The sequence below is a fragment of the Gordonia sp. (in: high G+C Gram-positive bacteria) genome, assembly GCF_052106715.1.
GTDB lineage: Bacteria > Actinomycetota > Actinomycetes > Mycobacteriales > Mycobacteriaceae > Gordonia.
Genome location: NZ_JBQEDL010000006.1, coordinates 125,370 through 148,258 on the forward strand (window position 1 = coordinate 125,370; position 22,889 = coordinate 148,258).

The following is a 22,889-nucleotide window of genomic DNA, read 5'->3' on the forward strand; positions in this document are numbered from 1 at the left end:
CGATCGCGCCAAGCACAGCGGCTACGACCGCGTCGACGTCGTGGTCGGCTGCCTCGGGGACGCTGCGCGCAGCCCGCCAGACCGGAGTGCCGCCGACATCCTGCGACACCGAGTCGTCCGCATCGATCTCACCAGCACGCCGCGCGAGGGCGACCGCCCGGTCGAGCGGCAGATCGGGGATGCGCCCGATGAGGGCGATGACGCCTGCGGTGGTCGCGACGAGGGCGTCGACGGTCGCCTGGTCGAAGAGCCCGTCCGGGACATCGACCCCGATCTCCCAGGACCCGTCCGGTTGTTCGCTGACCGACACCACGATGTCTGTGATGGCGTCGCGCGCCACCTCCCGCAATGGTGTGAGTCGGTGCTCGCCGAGCGACACGGTCTGTGCGGACGTGTCGTCGAGGTGCGCGATCATCACCTGGAATATCGGCGACACCCCGTCGGGCCGTGCCGGGTTGACACGATCGACGACGTCGCCGAACGGCACGTGTCGGCGGTCGAATGCGCTGAGGGTCTCCGCGCGGAGTGCGTCGGCGGCGCCGAGGAAGGACGGGCGATCGGTCACATCACTGCGGAGGACGACGGTGTTGACGAAGTACCCGACAGTGTCGGCGAACGCTTCGTCGTCGCGCAGGGTGACGGGTGTTCCGAGTGCGATCCGAGGACCTGCGCCGATCGCATCGATCGCGGCGGCAACCGCGTACTGGAGCACCATCAGCGGAGTCGTGCGGACCTGTGCTGCTGTGGCACGGACCTCGGCGACCTCAGCTGCGGGCAGGACTACGCAATGATAGGCGACGGGTGCACCGTGCCGTTCGGATGCGTACGGCAGGTCGGCGATCGTCGGGAAACCCTCGAGTGCGGCGGTGGCCGCGGCGAGATCGGAGTCGGCGGTGCCCGCGCTCCGGGCACGCTGGAACTGCGCGTATTCGGTGTACTGAGCCGGGCGCGGCCCCCATCCGGGTTCGGTACCGGACACCGCTGCGTCGTACGCGACGCCGAGATCGGTGTAGATCAACGGGGTCGACGTCTCATCAGTGACCGCGTGGTGCAGCGAGACGGCTAGGACGTCGCAGGTCTCGGTGCGCAACAGACGCACTCGGATCGGGAGGTCTGCGGACAGGTCGGTGTGTTCCGAACGTAGCCGGGTGATCTGATCGTCGAGGTCTGCGTCGGTGACCTCGACGACGCTGACGGTCTCCCTGGATGCGTCGAGATCCGGGATGTCGATGACCTGCTGCCACAGGTTGTCGCCGTCCCATTCGAGGACGGTACGGAGCACATCGTGACGGGCCAGGAGCGACTGTACGGCGATGCGGAGAGCGTCGACGTCGAGCCGGCCGTCGACGTGCCAGACACCGTGGTTTTCGTAGGCGGTGCTCTCGTCCATCTGGGCGAGGAGCCACAGTGCTCGCTGCCCTGGTGTGGCCGGCGCTCGGAGTATCGCGGCGCCGGTTGCGACGGGTGCGTCGGTCCCGCTGACGACGTCTTGCCCGCTTATGAGTTCAGAGAGGCCGGCGACCGTCGGTTGTTCGAACACGTCACGGACGCTCAGTCGTCGGCCCGTCGCGCGGCCGATAGCCGAGACGAGTCTGGTCGCGACGAGTGAATGCCCGCCGAGTGCGAAGAAGTCGCTCGTGCGGGCGGTCACAGGTTCGGACAGCACATCGCTCATCGCTGCGGCGACCGCTTCCTCCACAGCGTTCCGGGGTGGGTCGTCATCGTCGGCGTCTGCGGCGGAGGCGTCGAACGGGGGCAGGCTACGACGATCGATCTTTCCGCTCGCCGAGTAGACGAACTCGTCGATCATCTGGACTGCGGCAGGTATGAGGTGTGCGGGCGGGGTCGCCTCGCGCATGGCCGCGAGGATGCGGGAACCGTCGAGTCCGCGCTCGGCGGTGACGTAGGCGACGAGTCGGGTCGACGCTCCGGAGCCGACCGTCGTGGCGACCGCGGCGCGAACGCCGTCGACGGATGTCAACAACGTCTCGACCTCCCCAGGCTCCACTCGCATGCCGCGGAGCTTGAGTTGGAAGTCCGAGCGGCCGACGAATTCGAGGGCTCCCGAGCCGTTCCATCGGACGAGGTCACCCGTCCGGTACAGCCGTCCACCGTCGGCGAACGGGTCGGCGACGAAGCGAGCGGCGGTGAGGGCGCTCGCGCCGAGATATCCGCGGGCCAACGGGCGACCTCCGATGTGGAGTTCGCCGATCACACCGGGCGCGACGGGGCGCAGTGACGTGTCGAGGACGTACACGGCGGTCTGCGGGATCGGGGTGCCGATCGGAACGGGTCCGTCACCGTGTCCGGTCAGGTCGGCCGCCGTCATCTCGACGGCCGCCTCGGCGGGTCCATAGGTGTTCCACAGGTGGACGTCCCACGCTCGAGTGACTGCGACGACGAGGTCGGGCCGCAGCGCTTCGCCACCCGCCGACAGTTCCACGCTGCGTCCGTCGACGGCGTCCAGGCGTACTCCGGCGTCGAGCATCGCGGCGATCATCGACGGGACGAGCTCGACGAACACGATGTTCTGATCGGCGATCACGGCTCCGAGTTCGACGGCGTCGCGTTCGGCGCCCTCTTGCGGCAGGACGACGACGCCGCCGATCGACAGCGGCCACAGGATCTCGGGGACGAACGGATCGAATGCGGGCGAGGTCTTCTGCAGGAGCCGGCCGCCTGGGGCGAGCGCGAACGTCGCCTGCCGCCAAGCGACGGTGTTGGCGATCGCGGAGTGCGAAACGACGACTCCCTTCGGGACGCCGGTGGATCCCGAAGTGAAGGTGACGTAGCAGGTGTGGTCACCCCGAACGGGTGCACGCCTCTCCGTGTCGTCGATGCGGAGGTCGGAGAGATCGTCGAGTGGAAGGTCTGCGATCGCGACGGTACGCGGATCGGAACGGTCCACGGCGGTGTTCCCCGGACCTGCGAACACGAACAGAGGGTCGGCGACGTCGACGATCGCGGCGAGTCGGTCGGTGCCTTGGCCGGGGTCGGCGGGTACGAAGGCGGCACCGGACGCGGTAACGCCCATGATCGTCACGATCGTGTCGACAGTCCTGTCTGCGACGACGACGATCCGGTCGTCGGGTCCGGCGCCCGCGGCGATCAGGTGGCGGGCGAGCCGGTTTGCCCGCCGAGCGAGGTCGGAGTACGTCACATGCTCACCGGTCTCCGCGACGACGATCGCCGATGCGTCGGGGGCGGTGGACGCGACTGTGTCGACCGCGCCGACGAGGTTGTCGGGCGAATCACTGTCGGCACCTCGCGCCCAGGTGCCGGTGACGAGGTCCCGGTCGGACCCGGTGACGGCAGGCAGGTCTCTGACGCGCGTCGACGGGTCGGTGGCGAGGGCCCGCGCGACGGACCGCCACTGTGCGGCGATCCGTTCGACGGTGGCCTCGTCGAAGAGTTCCACCGCGTAGTCGATGCGCACCGTGAGTCGGTCGCCGTCGTCGAGGACCGTGGTGGACAGGTCGAATTGGACGCGGTCGGCCGGGTGGTCGATCGCGGCGGTCGGCAGACCGGCGAATGTCGGCGTCCGACCGGGTGCACGGTAGGCGATCATGTTCTGGAACAGCGGGTTCCGCGCCAGTGACCGGGTCGGTGCCAGTTCGTCGACGAGCCGTTCGAACGGCGTCGACTGGTCGGCGAGTGCATCGAGGTCGACGTCGCGGACGTCAGCGACGATCTCGCCGAGGGTCGCCGACGCCGCGACCGGCGTCCGCAGTACGAGGGTGTTGACGAACAGTCCGACGAGATCGGCGACGGCGTCGTCCACGCGCCCCGCGACGGGGGTGCCCAGCACGATGTCCTCACCGGCGCCGAGCTGTGCGAGTGTCACAGCGGTCACAACGTGCGAGAGGACGAACATCGACGCGCCGGTGCGGCGCGCGAGTGACCTCAGTCCCGACGTCTGCGCGGTGTCGACGGTGAACGAGACACTGGCACCGACCTGGTCGGGGATCGCCGGTCGCGGTCGGTCGCGCGGGGTCTGCAGTTCGTCCGGAGCTCCGGTCAGCCGCCGTGTCCACCGGTCGAGGCCGTCGTCTGCGACTGGCGCCGCTGCGTAGTCGACGTACTGGATCGGCAGTGGACGGCGGTCGGGGCTCCTACCGCTCACGGCTGCGTCGTAGGCGGCCGACAGATCGGCGAACAGCAGCGGTGCCGACCACTCGTCGGCGGCGATGTGGTGGACGGCCGCCACGATCACGCTGTGGCCGTCGGCTCCGCGGACGAGTGTGAGACGGATGGGGATGTGGGCGTCGATCGCGAACGCATGCGACCCGGCGGCGGAGATCGCTGCTCCCGCCGGATTGTCACCGCTCGCCAAGTCGACGACCGCGGGGTCGGCCTCGTCGACATCGACGACGTGTAGAGAGCGCTCTGCGTCGGGGAGGTCGCCGACGGAGAGCACGCGCTGCCACGCGTGGGTCTCGTCATCGGCCGCCACGTAGACGGTACGGAGGACTTCGTGGCGGTCGAGCACTGCGACGAACGCTGAGCCGAGTGCGCGGTAGTCGACGGTGCCGGGTACGGCGACCGCGAATCGAATCGTGTACACCGAGTCCGGTCCCCCGAGCTCGTGGAGGAACCACATGCGTTCCTGTGCCGCAGACAGGGCGGGCCTGTCCGGGCGTTCGGTAAGCGCCGTTAGTCCTGTCGCGGAGTCTCCGTCGACGAGCAGGTCGTCGATGCGCCTGGCCAAGTCGCCGAGGACCGGGTGGTCGAACGCCTCCCTCACTCCGATCGACACGCCGAGTTCGCGAGTCAGACGCGCGGTGAGTCGTGCTGCGGTCAACGAGTGTCCGCCGAGAGCAAGAAGATCGTCGCCCATTCCTGGTTGGTCGACGTCGAGGAGGTCCTCGACCGCCGACGCGACCGCCTCCTCTACGTCGGTCTCGGGTGCTCTCCGATCGGTCGACCGATCTGTTGCGGCGACCGGCAGTGCGGCGAGCGCGCGCCGGTCGATCTTCCCGTTCGGTGAGAGCGGGATCGTCTCGACCTGCATCACGACGGTCGGCACGAGATGCGCGGGGAGAACGGCCGCGAGGCGACGGCGGACGCCGGACGTGTCGACGGCGTCGGGCCCTGCCACGACGAAGGCTGCGAGGGCGTCCGACGAGCCGACTCGCGCCACGGTGACAGCTGCCGCGCGCACGCCGGACTGTCCCAGGAGCGCGGCCTCCACCTCCCCCGGTTCGACGCGGAATCCGCGGATCGACAACTGGCCGTCTGCTCGACCGTCGTGGACCAGGGCACCCGACACGTCCCGGTGGACGAGATCTCCCGTCCGGTACAGGCGTGTCCCGGTACCCGAAGGGTCGGCGACGAAGCGCGCAGCCGTCTCCCCCGCCGCTCCCGGATAGCCTCGCGCGAGTTGGGGGCCCGAGACGTAGAGCTCTCCGACGACCCCGTCGACGACGGGGCGCAGCCATGCGTCGAGGACAGCGACCGATGTCCCGGGCACGGTGTCGCCGATCGGTATGGCGCCGCTCGATCCGAGCGTGTCGGCGTGCACGGTGAAGACGGTGACGTCGCCGGCGACCTCTGACGATCCGTACGAGTTGACGATGCTCGCTCCCGGAGCGAGCGCGAGGAGACGTGCGGCGACATCGGCGCGGAGCGCTTCGCCGCTCGACACCCAGACATCGGGGGTGTTCGCGTCTCGCAGGCCGGGAAGTTCGGCGGCGAGGGCTTCGAGCAGTGTGGGAACCGCGCCGAAACGGTCGACGCTCCGATCGCTCAGCATCTGTGCGAGCGCTGCCGGGCTACGTCGTGCGGTGTCGTCGGCGACGACCACCGTCATCGCAGATGCGACCGCAGTCAGGATCTCGGTGAGACCGTCGACGAAACTCGGCGAACTCTTGGCGATACGGACTCGGTCGGTCGATGTGGTGTACAGGTCCCACGACAGCCGGGCCGCCAGACCCCGCTGGGTAGCCATCACGGGTTTAGGTCGACCTGTCGATCCAGAGGTGAACAGCAGGTAGGCGCCGTGATCGGGCTGCGGCTGCACGACCGATCCGGTCCTCGTGGGTGCGCTCTGGGCGGGACTGTCCACGTCGAGGACCGTGATGTCGGTGCCGCGCAGAAGTCCGGTTGTGACTGCTGAGGCGACGGCGATCGCCGGACGACCGTCCTCGATCATGGTGGCGATCCGGTTGGCCGGGTAGTCGGGGTCGACGGGCATCGGGACCGCGCCGGCACGGACGATCGCGAGGAGTGCGGTGATGAGGGCGACGCGTCGTTCGAGAACGATCGCCACCCGGACGTCCGGTCCGGCGCCTGCGGCGAGGAGACGATCGACGAGCGAGTCGACCTCCGCCCAGAGTTCGGCGCGGGTCAGCGAGCGGTCCGGCCCCTCGACCGCAACGGGCCCGGGATGTGTCGCGGCGGCGGCGCGCGCGGCTGAGAGCACCCCGTCGACGGTATCGGGCGCGTCGAGCGGACTCGCCGCCGACCGCGGCGGGGCCGAGGCGACCGCGATGTCTGCGAGGCGGGTGTCCGCGCCGTTCGCAAACGCCGACAGGATCGCGAAGAGGACGGCGGGCGCCTGTGCGGCGACTGGCCCGGCGGCGGCGCCGAGTTCCACGGCGACGTCGAGTTCGCCGGTCGGCTCCGGTGTGACTGTCAGGACGACCGAGTAGTCGGTCTCGTTACGGCCCGGGGTGATCTCGAGGTCGAGTCCCGCCGATTCGCCGAGTGCGGCCAATGCGGAATCGTCGAGCGGATAGTTCTCGAACACGACGAGGGTGTCGAACAGGGCGCCGAGCCCCGTCCTCGCCTGCACGTCGTGCAGGGCGATGTGATGGGACGTCAGCAGTGACGCCTGGTCGGTTGACACCGACCGCAGCAGTGTTCCGACGTTCGCGGACGGGTCCAGACGTACGCGCACCGGGACCGTGTTGATGAACAGACCGACCGTCGACTCCACCTCGGGCAGGTCGGCGGGGCGACCGGAGACGACCGCTCCGAACACGACGTCGTCGGACCCGGTGAGAGCCGACACCGTGAGCGCCCACGCTGACTGCACGAGCGTGTTGAGGGTGACACCGGCCTTGCGTGCGAGCGCGGTGAGTCGCGAGTGCGCTGCGACGTCCAACCGCTCGCGGACGGTGATCGGCTCGCGATCGCCCCTCGTCGGCTCGGCGAGCCGTGTCGGACCGGACAGGCCGGCGAGATACTCGACCCACCGGTTGATCGCGGCGTCGTCCGCCGACGCCAGCCAGGAGACGTAGTTGCGGTAACTGGGTGCGGGTGCGAGAGTCTCGCCGGCATACAGGCGGAACAGATCGCCGACGACGATGGGCGTCGACCAGCCGTCCCAGATCAGATGGTGGTTTGTGATCAGCAGACGGTGATGCCGGTCGGCGATCGCTGCCACCGTGAATCTGACGAGCGGCGGCCTGCCGACGGCGAATCCTCGACGGTGGTCCGCGTCGACGAGTGCGGTCCAGGACTGCTCGACGTCCGCCGACGAACGCAGGTCGACGATGTCTACGTCCGGAGCGATGCGGTCGAGGACCATGACGACGGGCTCCCCTGACGCCCGCTGCCGGAACGCACCGCGCAGCGCCGGGTGGCGGTCTGCCAAGGACGCCGCGGCTGTTCGGAGCCGACCGACGTCAAGATCTCCGCGCAGGTCGACCGTCAGCTGTACCACGTACGGGTCCGTTCCACTGTCCGCGCTGCGTGCCAGGTAGTAGAGCCCCTGCTGCAGCGGCGACATAGGCCACAGGTCGACGACCTTCGGCGCTGTAGTGGCGGTGGTGGTCACAGATCCTCCAGATCGAAGTCGACGAGATCGTCGAGTTCGGCTTGCGAAATGGATACAAGGGTGTCTGACGGGGTGAGCCCGCCGGAGTCGTCGGATGACAGGTGCGCGACAAGTGCGTCGATCCCCTGCCGCCAGGTGGCGACGAATGCGTCGACGTCGGCGGTCGGAACGCTCTGTGCGACGCGCCACTGGGCGTGCAGACACGGTCCGTCCGTGTGCTCGACCAGTTCGACGTCGAGCTGGATGCGGTGGCTCAGTTGCAGGTCCGCTGCCATCGACTCCGCGATCGCAGCGACCGCCGCCGTCTCGGCCGCAGTCTGCCACGACATCGCTGGATCGACGGCCGCCGGTGCAGCGGTGTCGTTGCCGAGATAGTTGACGAGAACCCCGGCGGCCCGATGAGACCGCAGACCCGCACCGTTGTGGTCGACGCCGAGGCGAGCCTCTTTGACCGCACGCAGCAGATCGCCCGGTGAGCGGTCGGCCGCATCGAGCCTCAGCCCGATCACTGTCGTGAACCAGCCGACGGTTCGGGACAGGTCCCAGTCGCCGTGGGCACGCCCGTGGTCTTCGACGTCGACGTCGAGCTCGTGTCCGGCCGCACCGAGCGCGGCCATGACCGCTGCGACGAGCACATCCTGTGTGGTGGCCCGATAGGCGGGTGCGGGACGATACAGGAGGACATCGGTCGACTCGACGTCGACCTCGACCGTGCGCAGATGGGCCGTGCGGACGGTGTCGGTCAGCGGCTCCGGATCGGACTCTGTGTGATCAGACTGAGCGGTCAGTGCCGGGCGCAGCTCGGTCATCCACTCCCGGTACGACGTCGCCGCGGGTTCCGGGTCGTGGCCGCCGACCAGCGCGCGCAGGTCATCGAGCAGGACCCGCCACGAGTACGCGTCCACGACGAGGTGGTGCGCGACGAGCAGCAGGCGCCCCGAATCGCCGCACGGCCACCAGTGGGCGGCGAGCATGACGCCGCCCTTTGGATCAATTCGAGCGAACACGTCGTCGATCGCATCTTCGATGTCGGCGGGATCGAGGCCTGCGAGGGCGAGAGTCCCGAGTGGCTCTCCCACGTTGACCGGCACGGGGCCGACGGGATTGGGCGGAATCTCGAGGGCGCCGTCGGTGGCCAGCCGGGCACCGAGCACCTCGTGTGACGACACGAGCGCGGCGAGTGCCGCGCGGACGTCGTCGACGGTCGTCCCCGCCGGTGCAGAGAGCACGCGCAGCTGGACGAACCGTTCGAACCCCGCGCGGCGGACGGCGGCCCGCGCGATCGGCGATGCGGGCACCGAGCCGTATCGGTCGACGGTCGAGGTGGTCGTTCGGGATCCGGTGACCCGGACTCGCGTGGCGAGCGCCGCGACGGTGCGCGCTTCGAACACGTCGCGCGGATCGAAGTCCATGCCTGCCGCGCGTGCCCGCGCCACGAGTTGGATGGAGACGATGCTGTCGCCGCCGAGTGCGAAGAAGTCGTCGTCGACCGACACCGGCATCTGCAGACCGAGCACCCCGGCGACGACGTCGACGAGGACCTGTTCGACGGATGTCTGCGGCGCACGCCCGTCTACGGTGGCGGTGATCAGGGGTTCGGGCAGAGCCCGCCGATCGATCTTTCCGTTCGGCGTGACCGGAAGCTCGTCGAGGATCACCAGGTGCGTCGGGACCAGGTGGGCGGGCAGAGCCTCCTCCGCCTGCGCGCGGACGCCGTCTGCGGTGATCGCATCGCCGGTGAGATAGCCGACGAGCTGCGCACCGTGTCCGAGATCGCGCGCGACGACTACGCAGGTGCGCACCCCGTCGAGGGCGGCGAGCGCGGTCTCCACCTCCCCGGGTTCGATGCGCTGCCCGCGGATCTTCACCTGGAAGTCGCTGCGCCCCACGTAGTGCAGGGCGCCGCGGTGGTCGCGGCGGACGAGGTCTCCGGTCCGATAGAGGCGCCGACCGCCTCCGGTCGGGTCGGCGACGAACCGGATCGCTGTAAGTGACATACGCGAGGCGTACCCGCGAGCGATCTGGACTCCGCCGAGATACAGTTCGCCGACCACGCCCCGCGGTACCGGCCGCAGCCACTGATCGAGGATGTGGAGTATGGCTCCGGCGACCGGCGCACCGATGGGAACCGGGCCGTCTCCAGCGTCGACTCGGCACGCGGTGACGTCGATCGCCGCTTCTGTCGGCCCGTACAGATTGTGCACGTCTGCGCCCCGGGCCGCTGCTGCGGCCGCCACCGACCGCGGCAGTGCCTCCCCGCTGCACAGGACGCGCATTCCGTTGAGGACGTCGCGCGCTTCCCGCGCGGTCGGGTTGAGCAGGAACGCGGCGAGCATCGTCGGAACGAAGTGCGCGGTACTCACGCGGTGCCTATCGAAGGCGTCGGCGAGATATGCAGCGTCTTTGTGCGCGTCTGGTCCGATCACCAGGGTCGCGGCACCGGCGAGCGCCGGCCAGAAGAGCTCCCACACCGACACGTCGAATGTCGAAGGCGTCTTCTGCACGACGACGTCGGAGGGGGTCAGCCCGTATGTCTGCTGCGCCCACATGAGGCGGTTCGCGGCGGCCGCATGCGAGATGACGACGCCCTTGGGTCGTCCCGTCGATCCCGAGGTGAACAGGACGTACATCGGGTGGTCTCCGCGCAGCGCCGCGATCCGTTCGTCGTCGGCGACTCGGCCCGCCGCACGTCCGGAAATGCGCGCGAGCACATCGGGTCGGTCGAGTTCCACGACATCGACTCCCCGGGATCCGAGCGCGGTGTCGAGCCGGGTGCCGGCGAGAACGTCCGAACGCGTGAGGACGTGAGTCGCACCGGCGTCGTCGAGCATTCCGGTCACCCGATCGTGCGGGAAATCCGGGTCGACGGGGAGATACGCTCCGCCCGCGCAGACGACGGCCCACACCGACTGCAGCAGGTCGAGACCGCGCGGCAGCAGTACCGCGACGACGCTCTCCGGGCCCACATCGCACGCGATCAGATCGCGTGCCAGACGCGTGATGTCGTCGGAGTGCTCGGTGAACGACAGCGTCGCCGCCGTTCCGTGGGCGCCGTCGTCGACGATCACCGCGCGCTGACCGGAGTTCATCGCGACGGACTCGTCGAACAGATCGACGACGGTGCGGCCGTCGAACACTGCGGGTCCGCCGTGCATCTGTTCGTCGTCGGCCGCTGCGGGGATCGCGGACGTCGGGCACTCAGGCAGCCGAGCGAGCGTGGTCACCGCGGAAACTAGTCCGTCGAGAAGTCCTCGCGCCATCGACGCGGAGACGCCGTCGTGGTGTTTGAGGACGATCCGGGTCGTCGCTCCCGGAATCACGATGACGGTGACCGGATACCCGGTCGAGTCCCGGACGCCGGTGACGACGACGCCTCCGGGGAGTGGCTCTTCGGAGTAGTTCTCGAACACGAGGAGCGTGTCGAACAGCTCGGAGCCGCCGACTGCCCGGTGGACGGCTGGCAGCGGGACGTGATGGACGTCCGCCATCGCCGCCTGCTCCCGCTGAACGCGCGAGCACAGCGTGCGCGCCGGTTCGCTCGGATCGAGGGTGATGCGGACAGGCACCGTGTTGATGAGGAGACCGATGACCGACTCGACGCCGTGCACGTCGACGTCTCGTCCCGAGACCGAGGTGCCGAAGACGACGTCCGCCTGCCCGGTACGGGAGGCGAGGACCGTGGCCCACGCCGTCTGGAACATGGTGTTCACGGTGAGACCCGCGGATCGGGCGGCAGCGACGAGGCCCGCCGACCCGTCCGCGTCGATTACCGTCTCGACATCGTGGGATCCGGTCGCCGGCTCGCTTCCGTCGGTGAGCCGTGTCGGCGCCGGCAGATCGGCAAGGGCGGTTCGCCAGCGTTCGGCGTCGGCGGCGACGGCGACGGGGTCCGTCGTCCGCATGTGCAGGACGCGCAGATAGTCGGCCATGTCTCGGCCTGCTGTCGTCCCAGACACATCGATTTCGCCGGTGTAACCGTTGAACAGTTCGCGCAGCAGCAGCGGCGACGACCAGCCGTCGAGGATGAGGTGGTGGTGTGTCAGGACGATTCGCGAACCCGCTCCCGGTACGTCGACGACTGTCAGCCGCAGGAGTGGTGGTGCGTCGAGGGAGAACTCGAGGCGCCGGTCAGCGTCGACGAGGTCGTCCCATATCTGCTCGAATCCGTTACCGGGTGCATCGACCGCTACATGCTCGACGGGTACACCGACGTCTGCCGGGACGACGGCGACCGGTACGCCCGCGCCCGTCGTGCGCATCGCGGCCCCGAGGTGCGGGTGTCGTGCGATCAGTCGGTCCGCCGCCCGCCGGAGACGATCGACATCGATACGGTCCGGCGCTTCCAGCAGCATCTGGACGACGTAGTGGTCGTCGGCGTCGGCGGCGAAGGTCGCCTCGAACAGGAGCCCCTGCTGCAGGGGTGTCGCCGGAAGCACATCGCGGACGGCGCGCTCGGCCGCGAACAAGTCGAGGTCGTCGAGTGTCACGCCGGCGACGACGTCGGACGGGGTCGGTCCGCCGATACGGCCTGCTCGCTGTTGTTTCGCGATGTCGGCGAGCGCGGTCCGCCATCGCTCGGCGAGCGCACGGATCATGTCACCGTCGACGGCTGTCGACGCGAACCGCCACTGAGCGGTCAGCTCGCCTGTCTGCGTCGTGGCCGCGTTGATCTGCAGGTGGTGCGTGAGCGGCATGCCTGGGTCGGAGCTGACCCCCAGGGTGCCGACGCCGTCGCGTCCGGGCGCGGGCTGCGCGGTCCAGTCTCCGGGTGTCTCGGATCCACCGGATCGGCCGAGATAGTTGAGGAGGATCTGACGGTCTGCGGCGTCTGCCAGACCGGTGTCGTCCCGATGTGCGTACAGCGCACCGAAACCGACACCACGGTCGGGAACGGCGCGGATCTGCTCTTTCGCGGTCTTGAGGAGCCGGTCGGTGGACGTCGTGCCCGCACACGTCAGGCGTACGGGGTAGACCGTGGTGAACCACCCGACTGTCCGCGACAGGTCGGCGTCGGCACCGATCAAGTGAGACCCCGGCTCACGACCGTGGCCTTCCATGTCGATGACGACGGACTCCGCGTCAAGTGCGAGCGCGAGCGCGGCGGCGAGCACGTCGGCGACCGTCCCAGAGATCGCGGCGGCGGCCGCGCTGATCGCCGCGGTGTCGGCGGCGTCGACGATGATGTCCAGGTCAGTCGCGTCGGCGACGGTGTCACGTCCGGCATCGAGTGCACGGGCTCGCAGCACCCCGTCGGACGGTGCGAGCGTCTCCTGCCAGAACGGGATCTGCGAATCGAGCGCTCCGCCGAGCGCCGCGTCCCGGAGGGCTGCACCCCACGCGCGCAGCGGCACCGGCTCGGCGGCGACACCGGGTTCCCGCCCCGAAACGATCCGAGTGCAGGCTTCCCGCAGATCGTCGACGATGATCGACCAGGAGACGGCGTCGACCGCCAGGTGATGGACGGCGATCACTGCGACGGCTGTCGGATGAGCGGGGGCGGTCACATGGACGAATCGCGCGAGGACCCCGGCGCTGGGGTCGAGGGCCCGATAGCAGCGCTCCCCGATGTCCTCCGGTGATCCGCTGTCGACGCCGATCCACCGATCGAGGTCGTCGCCGTCGTCGAGCGGGTCGATCTCCAGGGTCTGTCCCACGCGCATGTACAGTGCGGGATGCGCCCGGATGACGGCGCGGCACGCCGCGTGGAAACACGCGACGTCGACCCGCTCGGGCAGGCGAACCATCATCGATTGGCCGTACCCGACGGTCCACGGTCCGTCAGCGTCGAGGACCTCGGCCATCACGGGGATCGGTTCGACGGTTCCGACTGATTCGGTCTGGGTCGCTACGACGACGTCGGCGGCGGGCCTGGCGAGTTCTGCGATGACGCGGAGGGCGCCTGCTGCGAAGACGTCGCCCGTGGTGAGCACCAGCCCGTCCCTTCGACACCGTGACACGAGGCGCAGCGCCGCGATGCTGTCCCCGCCGAGCCCGAAGAAGTCATCGGACAGGTCGGTGACCTGAACTCCGAGAAGTTCTTCGACGCGGTCGGCGACCGTCCGCTGCGTGTGCGTCCAGGCCCGGCGGTCGACATCGACGGTCTCGACGACAGGTCGTTTGCGTGTGGCGAGTGCTCGGCGGTCGAGTTTTCCGCTCGGCGTCACCGGGAGCGCGTCGAGGACGGTCACCGTCGCGGGAACGAAATGCGACGGTGCTGCGGCGGAGACGGCCGACCGCACGTCGACTGGCCGCAGCCTCGTCCCCCGTCGCGGGGCGACGAACGCGGCGAGGACGTGCTCTCCGTCGCGCCGGTCAGCGACGACTGCGGCGGCCGAGACTCCGTCGATCGCGGACAGAAGCGCCTCGACCTCGCCCGGCTCCACGCGGTGTCCGCGGATCTTGATCTGAGTGTCGTTGCGCGACACGAATGTCAGACCGCAGGTGCTGTCGTCGTCCGGGCGCCTCACGAGGTCGCCGGTGCGGTACAGACGTCCACCCGCCGCGTCGAAGGGGTCGGCGACGAAGCGCGCCGACGACAGGTCGGCGCGTCCGGCGTAGCCCCGGGCGAGTTGCACTCCCCCGAGATAGAGCTCACCGACCTCACCGGGACCGACCGGTCTGAACCAGGCGTCGAGGACGTGCGCCGTCGTATTCGGGATCGGTGAGCCGATCGGCACGCTCGTCCCCCGTGTCCGGTCCGTCACGCGTTCGGCAGTCACTTCGACGGCGGCTTCTGCTGGGCCGTAGGTGTTGACGACGTCGGCCCCCCACGTATCGCGGACGCGTCGCGCGAGCGCGGCGTCCAGCGCTTCGCCACCCGCCGACACGGTGCGGATCGATCCGTGTGCGGGCCCCGTTCCCGTCTCGAGGAGCACCGAGACGACCGAGGGCACGAGTTCTACGAACTCGACGGGGGTGCGGGCCAAGAACTGGGCGAATCGGTCGAGGTCTCGGTCGATTCCCGGTGGACACATGATGATCCGGCCGCCGACGACGAGCGGCCACAGGATCTCGGGGACGAACGGATCGAAGCCCGGTGACGTCTTCTGCAGTAGGCGCTCCCCGGGCGCGAGACCGAACTCGGCCTGGCGCCACCAGATAAGGTTCTCGATCGCTCGGTGTGAGACGACGACGCCCTTCGGCCGGCCCGTCGACCCCGATGTGAAGATCAGGTAGGCGGCATTGTCCGGGGACACCGTCGGGTGCGGCGACGGACCCGACCCGGTGAGGTCGGCCGCCCGGACCGCGAGGCCTCCGGCTGCGTCGAGCACCGGGGTCGGCGTCTCCGCGTCGACGATCACGACCCGCGGTCGGGCGTCCTCGATGATCATCGCGATGCGGTCCGTAGGGTAGTCCGGGTCGACCGGTGCGACGACACCGCCTGCGAGGAGGACGCCGACGATCGCTTCAACCAGTCTCGGCCCTCGAGGGATCGCGACGGCGACGACGGTCTCCGGTCCGACGCCGCGGTCGACGAGCGCCGATGCGATCGTCTCAGCCGATACGAGGACCTCACTGAACGTGGCGACGTCTCCGCCCGCCTCGACGGCGACCGCGTTCGGGGACCGCCGGGCCGTGGCGACGATCTGTGTTCCGATGTCGGTGCCGGGGGCCAGCCCGGGGTCGACCGATCCGTAGATCGTAGGCCACGTGCGGGCGGGCAGCATCGCCAACGGCCGGCCGGTGCGGCGGGTGAAGGCGTCGACGAACCGGACGAGATCGTCTGCAATCTCCGCGAGCCGATGTTCGTCGTAGCGGTCCGCATCGGCGTCGACGAGGAGTGTCAGCGTCTCGTTGCTCCGTTCGACGGTGACCGACAGGTCGTCGACTGGTCCACGCGCGAACGAGACCGTGTGCCCGGACAGTTCCCCGAACCGGTAGCCGTTTCCCGCCGGTTTGACGTTGATCCACAGGCCCGATCGCATGCCCTCGCCGCGTGTCCGCACGTGGGGACGCACTCGGTCGACACCTTCGGCGACTGCGCGAGTCGCCTCGACGGGCGAGATCCAGGGGCCGAGCTGCAAGACGAGCGGCACCACGTTGACGGTCGTCGTCGGGACGGTCAGGGCCGCCGACCGCATCCTATTGGCGAACGGAAGGCCTATCGTGACGTCAGTGCGCGCCATCACCGACGATGCGTGCGCGGACACCGCGGCGATCACGGCCTCGACCCACGTCGCCCCGGCTTCGGCGCCGATCGCCGACACACCGGACGCCTCGACGGTCCGTGACGTCGACCTGACGCGCGCGGCGGAACCGGATCGATGCAGGCGACCGGTGATCGACGCGGCGGCGTCGGCGTCGGCGTCGGCGAGATACTCGCGCCAGAATGCGGCGTCTGCCTCCGCCTCGCCGGAGGCCAGATAGTCGCCTTCCTCCGCGACGACAGCGGCAGGTGAACCGTAGCGGCCGCGCGTAGTCGCCGACGAATGCTCATGTATCTGCGCGGCCCGACGCCCGATCAGTCCAAGAGCGTGCGCATCGACGACGATGTGGTGGGCGCGCGCCGCGATCATCACACCGGACGTGCCGAGGTCCAGAGCAATGGCCTCGAAACACGGATCGACGGCGGGATCGATCGGTCGCGGCCACCAGCGGTCCACGAAATCAAGGGCCGCTCCCCCGGGGTCGGCGTGGGAGCTCAGGTCGTGCTGCACGATCTGATCGACGGTGTGCGAACCGATCTCGCAGACCACGTCCTCATCGGCGACGTCGAACCGTGCCGACAGCATGTCGGCCTCGCCGATCGCCTGCGAGAAGGCGTCGGCGACCGCCTGCAGTCCACCGTCGGGGGAAGTCGGCAGAACCCATGCGTCCGCTACGACGTGGCTGACACTCGCCGCGTCGACGAGCGAAGCGCTCAACCAGAGACCGCGCTGTGCGGCGGTGGCCGGAAGCAGGACGTCGGGCTGGGACGTCGATGACGGGATGACACCGTCCATGATGGTGGCTCCTGGGAGGGTGATTACTCAGGCGAGCGTGTAGACCGTCTCGCCGCAGTAGATGTGCTGTGCCGTCGCGACCTGCAGACCGGCTTGGGAGAACAGTTCACGATGCTCGGCGTCGGTACGGAACCCGGAGCCGTAAACGGTGAGGTTGGTCAGATCCGCCATGGTGTCGTGGTCGCTGATCTGGTTCTCCTGCATCGGTTCCTCGACGACGATGAGTCGGGCTCCGACTCCGCCGAGTCGGCGCAGCAGGTGCACGGCGTCCGCGTCTGGGTTCTTGTCCATCATCGATACGAGGAGGATGCCGTCCGCATCGGGCAGGTCCTCGAACACCGACTGTCCGACGAGGTCGATCCGTTCAAACAGCGGATCGGTGTCGATCGCGTCGCCGAGATCGGCTCGGATGTGCTCGATCTGCGCAGGCATGCCGACGATCGTGACGCGCAGATCGCCAAAGACCTCGGCGAGCCTCATCGCATAGGTGGTCGCACCGTCGGCGTGCACGACGACATGCTCGAGACCGTCGAACACGTCCGTCGTCACCAGGGTGGGCGCAATGTAGTTCGCGAAGTCGTCGGCGTCGGTGAAGTAGCGGCGTCCAGCGGCGTGCGCGCCGAGAAGCTCGCGGTATCCGACGCCGAACATGTCACGGTAGACCGAGCCGCCGGTGCGGATCGCGTCGGCCAACCCGAACAGGGCGCGTTCGGCGAGTGATTCGGGGCTCTCCAGATCGAGATCCTTGGCGTAATAGTCGTCTGTGAGCTGCTCGCCCAGGTTGGTCAGCCGATAGTGCTCACCGTCGAGTTCTAACAGTTCGGCGGTAATGAGGTATCGCAGGAACTTGCCGAGCGCCGCTGCGTCCGTCCCGGTCGCCTCGGCGAGGTCGGCGAGACGGGTGACACCGCGAGACAACTGTTCGGGAACGTCGAGCGTCACCGCTACGCGCAGTGCGATCGGCGGGAGGAGTTCGGCCATCTCATGGAACTTGTCTTCTGCCCACTCCTCCGACGCGTCCGGCAGCGCCGGGTCCTCGGCGAGCGTCGGAACCGTCTCGATACGCCAGTAACCTGCCACTTCGAGATGGTTCTTCGGGACGCCTCGCTCTTCGACGAGGTGTCGGCGGATCGGCTTGAGGCTCAACGTCTCCCCCGACACCCAGGCGTAGACGACACCGTTCGGCCAGTCCATGCCGGTGATCTCGTCGAGCATCAGTGTCGTCGTACCGCCCGGCGCACCGTCGCGAACGAGCCATCGCAGGTCGACGTCGGGACCGACGGGAAGCTCCTGCCGGTCCTCCGCGGCACGGACCTCGACGATGACGGTGGCAGGCTGCCCGGTCTGGTGGTCTTCGAGCCAGCGACCGATGGCAGGCAACGCTGTCTCGTCGCCCGCGATCAGCATGTGATCAATATTCTCCGGGTGTGCGTCGGTGACATGCGGTCCGACGATGTGGGCGTGGTCGCCGACTCCGCAGCGCACCGCCCAGGTCGACGCGATGCCGGTTCCGTGGTGGACGAAGTCGACGACGAGCCGCGCGGCCTCCGGGTCCCAGTAGCGCACCGTGTAGGCACGGACCATCGGACGCCGATCCTGCGGGTGAATGAGTTCACCGTCGCCCTGCACCGGCAGCGCTGGTTCGCTCTCGCCGGGCGAGGGGAAGATGAAGCGCACGGCGTCGTCGAACTCGTCGCTGCGGAACCCGGGGACGTCGATGCCGTCACCGGTCGTGTAGCCGCGCAACTGGTCGCCGCCGAATACGATCCGCCGCATCCCCGGCGTTACGTCGTAGGCGTCGACGACCTCGATCTCACGGATCGCGGGACTGTAGAAGGACTTCTGGCGGACGGTGCGTGGCATGGCTGTGCTCCTCGTGCGGGCTGGTGTCGACTGCGGGTCTGTACAGCGGGGGTCTTGTGCAGTGCGGCTCATTCAGGCCGAATACGAGTACGACAGAGTTCGCGCGGACACGACGGACTGCAGGATCTCGCCCGAACGGATCGCGATGTTCGACAGAAGCGACGACGTCAGCCCGTGGGTTTGCTCGGTGCTGCCCTGCGTGTAGACCCCACCGCTGAGTGGACGGGTGGTGGCGACCCGGTAGTCGCGGTCCACGCCACCAGTGAGCTCACCCGGTTCGACGAGGTCGCCGAGGAGGTCGCCGAGATTCGTCGGGGTGAACCCCGTCGCGTAGACGACGGCGTCGACCGCCGTCGCCTCGATCTCTCCGGTCAGCATGTTCTCGACCGCCACGCGGACGGCGTCGGGCTGCTCCTCGGTCGATACGACGCGGGAGGCGCCCCGCATGAATAGGCGGCGTTCACCCTCCACGTGCTCGGCGTATTCGCGCCGGTACAGTTCACGGATCAGGTCGAGGTCGACACACGAGTAGTTGGTCGAGCGATGGTAGTCGAGCAGTGCCGCGCGCTGAGTCTCGTCTGCGGCGTAGAACTCGTCGACGGCGGTCGCGTCGAAGATCCGGTTCGCGTACGGGCTGTCGTCGGCGGGCACGTATCCGTACTTGGCGAAGACGTTGTGCACCTCGGCGTTCGGGTAGGTGCCGTGAAGGTATTCGACGACCTCGGCTGCGCTCTGGCCCGCACCGACGACGAGGAACCGGTTGTTGGTCGGTTCGGGCATTGCCGCGAGGTGGTCGAGAAGTCGATGATTGTGGAACTGCCGCGGCGATGCGGTGACTCCGCTGGGCAGCGCTTCGCGGAGTCCGCCTGCGACGACCACGTTGCGCGCGTTCAGCGAGACCCGACTCCCCGGTCCGTCGGCGTCGACGACGAGGTGCCCGTCCGCCTCACGGATCGATTCGGCACGGGTGCCGTAGTAGACGTCCGCGCCGACCTTCTCGTTGGCCCATTCGAGGTAGTCCGAGAACTCGCGCCGTGTGGGGAAGAACGTCTGATGGTTGATGAAGTGCGCCATCCGCCCGCGCTCGGCGAGATAGTTGAGGAAGCTGAACTCGCTGGTCGCATTCCGCTGGGTAACGAGGTCCTTGAGGAACGAGATCTGCATCGTCGTACCCGGCAGAAGCATGCCCGGATGCCAGGCGAACTGCGGTTTGGATTCGACGAATGCTGCGGTGATTCGGTCTTCCGCGGCCGCCTCGGCGTTGTGTTCCTCGATGGCGATCGCCAGTCCCAGATTCGACGGTCCGAAGCCGACCCCCACGATGTCTATCACGCTTGACGATTCGGTCCGCATACGCACGTCTTGCCTCAATCCTGAAGAGTCGCTTGGGGGTCGGTACTACTGTGAATCGAACAACAGCGCTCGATTATTGGTTAGCCTAACCTACTCCATAGTCGTCTGTTCGGGCTACCTCACGGGCGGCTATCGACTCCTCGCTCAGTGGTATGACGATAGGTGTCGACGTCTCGGGGTCGGCGATGATCCGGCAGGGAAGACCGAAGACGTGCTCGACCAGGTCTGCGGTCACGATCTCGGTCGGTCGCCCCTCCGCGACGATATCGCCGTCCTTCATCACGACGATATGGTCGGAGTATCGGCATGCGTGATGGAGATCATGCAGGACGGCGACGATGGTGTGACCGTTCTTCCGTATGAGTCTCCGGCACATGGTCAGCAGATCGATCTGGTACGAAACGTCCAGATAGGTGGTCGGTTCGTCGAGCAGGATCAGCGGCGTCTCCTGAGCGAGCAACATAGCGAACCACACGCGTTGGCGCTGTCCGCCAGAGAGCTCGTCGACCACGCGTCCCGCGAGATCGGATACGCCGGTCGCGGCCATCGCCGTCACGACGGCCGACTCGTCCGCCTCGGTCCACTGCTTGATCAGATTCTGGTGCGGGTACCGCCCCCGCGACACCAGGTCGACGACGCGGATCCCGTCCGGCGCGGTGGAGTGCTGTGGAAGCAGGCCGAGGCGACGGGCCACCTCCTTCGACGGATACGAAGCGATGCTCGCACCGTCGAGCACGACGCTGCCCGCCTTCGGTGGCAACAGACGGGACAGTGACCGCAGCAGCGTCGACTTGCCGCACGCATTGGGGCCGACGATGGCCGTGACGGCACCGTCTGGGATCTCGATCGACAGATCAGAGCTGATGACCCGTTTGTCGTAGCCGGTCGACAGCCCGTCTGCGCGAAGACGCGAGCCGGTCTTGTCCGGCTTCTCCCCGTCCCCCGTGTTGCCTGTCTTTCGGGTGTCGATCATCCCCGTCTCGTCCCCTCTCGGAACAGAAGCCACATGAAGTACAGACCGCCGACGGATACCGTGATGACGCCGACGGGAACAGGCTGCGGAAGCAGCTGCGTCACGATGTCGCAGATGCTGACGAGCAGCGCTCCCACCGCGGCCGCCGACGCCATGCCGACGGTACCGGTTCGGGTTATCCGCCGCGCGATCTGCGGCGCGGCGAGCGCGATGAACGCGATGGGTCCGGTCACTGCGACGCCGAACGCACTCAGCGCGGTACCTGTCGCGAGCATTCCGATCCGGGTGCGCTCCACCTTGAGACCGAGCGCCTTCGCCGCATCGTCGCCCATCTCGAGGACGGGCATTCGCCAAGCGACCCAGGCGACGGCGAGGATCGCGAACGGGAGGAGCACGAGTGACGCGTTCACCGCGTCCCAGTCGGTGCCGTCTAGCGTTCCCATCCCCCATCGCTGCAGCGCCATCGCCACCTCCGCGCGGCGGTACAGGAGCAGCCACGCGGTCAGCGACGACAGCATGAAGCTGACGCCTATGCCGACGATGATCAGCCGGAAGCCCTGTACACCGCCGCGGAATGCCAGCAGATAGACGAGCGCGGCAGTGCCGAAACCGCCGACGAGCGCGCCGACGACTTTGACGTCGTAGGTGCCGCCGACGTACAGCGTCGCGGCCACCACGCCCAGGTAGGCGCCGGAGTCGAAACCGATAACATCGGGACTGCCGAGGGAGTTGCGGGTCAGCGACTGGAAGATCGCGCCGCTGACGCCGAGCACGCCGCCAATGATGACGGCCATCACGATGCGCGGTGCGCGGATCTCGTTGACGACGAGCACGTCGTACTCGTCGCCGCCTCCGGTCAGCACGTCGAGGGCGGTCCCCAGCGGGACCGCGATCGGTCCGACGGTGAACGCCACACATACGGCGACCGCGGTGAGGACACACAAGACGACGAGCGACACGACGACCCGCAGGTCGAGTCGAACCGATATGCCGAGAACTCCCCGCAGCGCCAGGACGCGGCGACCGTAGTCGAGTCTGCCGGTCGTCGACGTCTCGGGATCGAGCCTGTGTGGGCCCACTTCGTTCGTCGACGTCATAGTTCACTCGCCATTCGTCGTCGGGCGAGCAGGATGAGCACAGGCGCACCGATGAACGCGGTGATGATGCCGGCCGGGATTTCCTCGTCGTTGAGAGTCACGCGGCCGAGGAGATCGGCGCACAGGACCAGAATCGCGCCGCCCGCGAGACTGAACGGTAGGATCCACCGCTGGTCCGGTCCGACGATCCAGCGCACGACGTGCGGCACCATGAGGCCGACGAAGCCGATGGGCCCCGCCGCCGCCGTCGCGGCGCCGCACATGAGCGTCACGGCTATGACGCCGAGCACGCGTACGCGCGTCAATGGCACACCGAGCGCGACCGCGAGGTCGTCGCCGAGCGCCACGGCGTTGAGCGCGCGCGAGACGATGACGGCCACGATCGTGCCGACCAGCACGAAGGCGCCCACGCCGACCACGACGCTCGTCCCGCGGTTGGTGATCGACCCCGCCTGCCAGAACCGCATCGTGGTGAACGCCGCGGAGTCGAGCAGCACCATGCCCTGGGTCACGCCGCCGAGAAACGCGGCGAGCGCGACACCGGACAGCGCGAGCCGGACCGGTGTCGCCCCTGCGCGACCGCTGTTCGCGAGCGCGTAGACGAGGACCGCGGCGACGGCGGCACCGACGAGCGCGAACCAGATGTACCCCCAATAGCTGCTGATCCCGAAGACGGAGATCGCAATGACGATCGCGAACGCGGAGCCTGAATTCACACCGAGGATGCCGGGGTCGGCGAGCGGGTTGCGAGTCATGGCCTGGATGATGGCCCCCGACATCGCGAGCGCCGCGCCGACGAGGACCGCGAGCAGTCCGCGCGGGATGCGCTGATCCCACAGGACGTTCACCTCGTCGAGGTTCGGGTTGCCCGGAGACCTGTC

General features: G+C 68.5%; 7 protein-coding genes. All 7 read right to left on the reverse strand.

Going from position 1 to position 22,889, the window contains the following annotated elements:
• A partial coding sequence (locus tag ACTIMF_RS05050; protein WP_442349176.1) for an amino acid adenylation domain-containing protein occupies nt 1-7,780 on the reverse strand: 7,780 nt, incomplete at its 3' end.
• Entirely contained in the window at nt 7,777-16,722 is an 8,946-nt protein-coding gene (locus tag ACTIMF_RS05055; RefSeq protein ID WP_442349177.1) for an amino acid adenylation domain-containing protein, read from the reverse strand. The genes ACTIMF_RS05050 and ACTIMF_RS05055, both read right to left, overlap by 4 nt.
• Nucleotides 16,723-16,749: 27 nt before the next feature.
• On the reverse strand, nt 16,750-18,585 hold the full coding sequence (locus tag ACTIMF_RS05060) for an SIP domain-containing protein (RefSeq protein WP_442349178.1): 1,836 nt from the start codon (nt 18,583-18,585) through the stop codon (nt 16,750-16,752).
• Nucleotides 18,586-18,657: 72 nt separating this feature from the next.
• Nucleotides 18,658-19,938 carry a lysine N(6)-hydroxylase/L-ornithine N(5)-oxygenase family protein gene (locus tag ACTIMF_RS05065; protein WP_442349179.1) on the reverse strand — a complete coding sequence of 427 codons (1,281 nt, stop codon included), beginning with the start codon at nt 19,936-19,938 and terminating at the stop codon, nt 18,658-18,660.
• An 85-nt stretch (nt 19,939-20,023) separates the two neighbouring features.
• Nucleotides 20,024-20,911 carry an ABC transporter ATP-binding protein gene (locus ACTIMF_RS05070; RefSeq protein ID WP_442349180.1) on the reverse strand — a complete coding sequence of 296 codons (888 nt, stop codon included), beginning with the start codon at nt 20,909-20,911 and terminating at the stop codon, nt 20,024-20,026.
• Complete coding sequence (locus ACTIMF_RS05075) at nt 20,908-22,008, reverse strand: FecCD family ABC transporter permease (protein WP_442349181.1); 1,101 nt, start codon at nt 22,006-22,008, stop codon at nt 20,908-20,910. Before ACTIMF_RS05075 ends, ACTIMF_RS05070 begins: the two co-directional genes overlap by 4 nt.
• The coding region (locus ACTIMF_RS05080; protein ID WP_442349182.1) for a FecCD family ABC transporter permease at nt 22,005-22,889 on the reverse strand (885 nt) is incomplete at its 5' end. The genes ACTIMF_RS05075 and ACTIMF_RS05080, both read right to left, overlap by 4 nt.

Excerpts from the sequence above, each read along its gene's own strand:
- ACTIMF_RS05055 (WP_442349177.1), bottom strand. The coding sequence starts at position 16,722 with ATGGACGGTGTCATCCCGTCATCGACGTCCCAGCCCGACGTCCTGCTT.
- ACTIMF_RS05060 (WP_442349178.1), bottom strand. The coding sequence starts at position 18,585 with ATGCCACGCACCGTCCGCCAGAAGTCCTTCTACAGTCCCGCGATCCGT.
- ACTIMF_RS05065 (WP_442349179.1), bottom strand. The coding sequence starts at position 19,938 with ATGCGGACCGAATCGTCAAGCGTGATAGACATCGTGGGGGTCGGCTTC.
- ACTIMF_RS05070 (WP_442349180.1), bottom strand. The coding sequence starts at position 20,911 with ATGATCGACACCCGAAAGACAGGCAACACGGGGGACGGGGAGAAGCCG.
- ACTIMF_RS05075 (WP_442349181.1), bottom strand. The coding sequence starts at position 22,008 with ATGACGTCGACGAACGAAGTGGGCCCACACAGGCTCGATCCCGAGACG.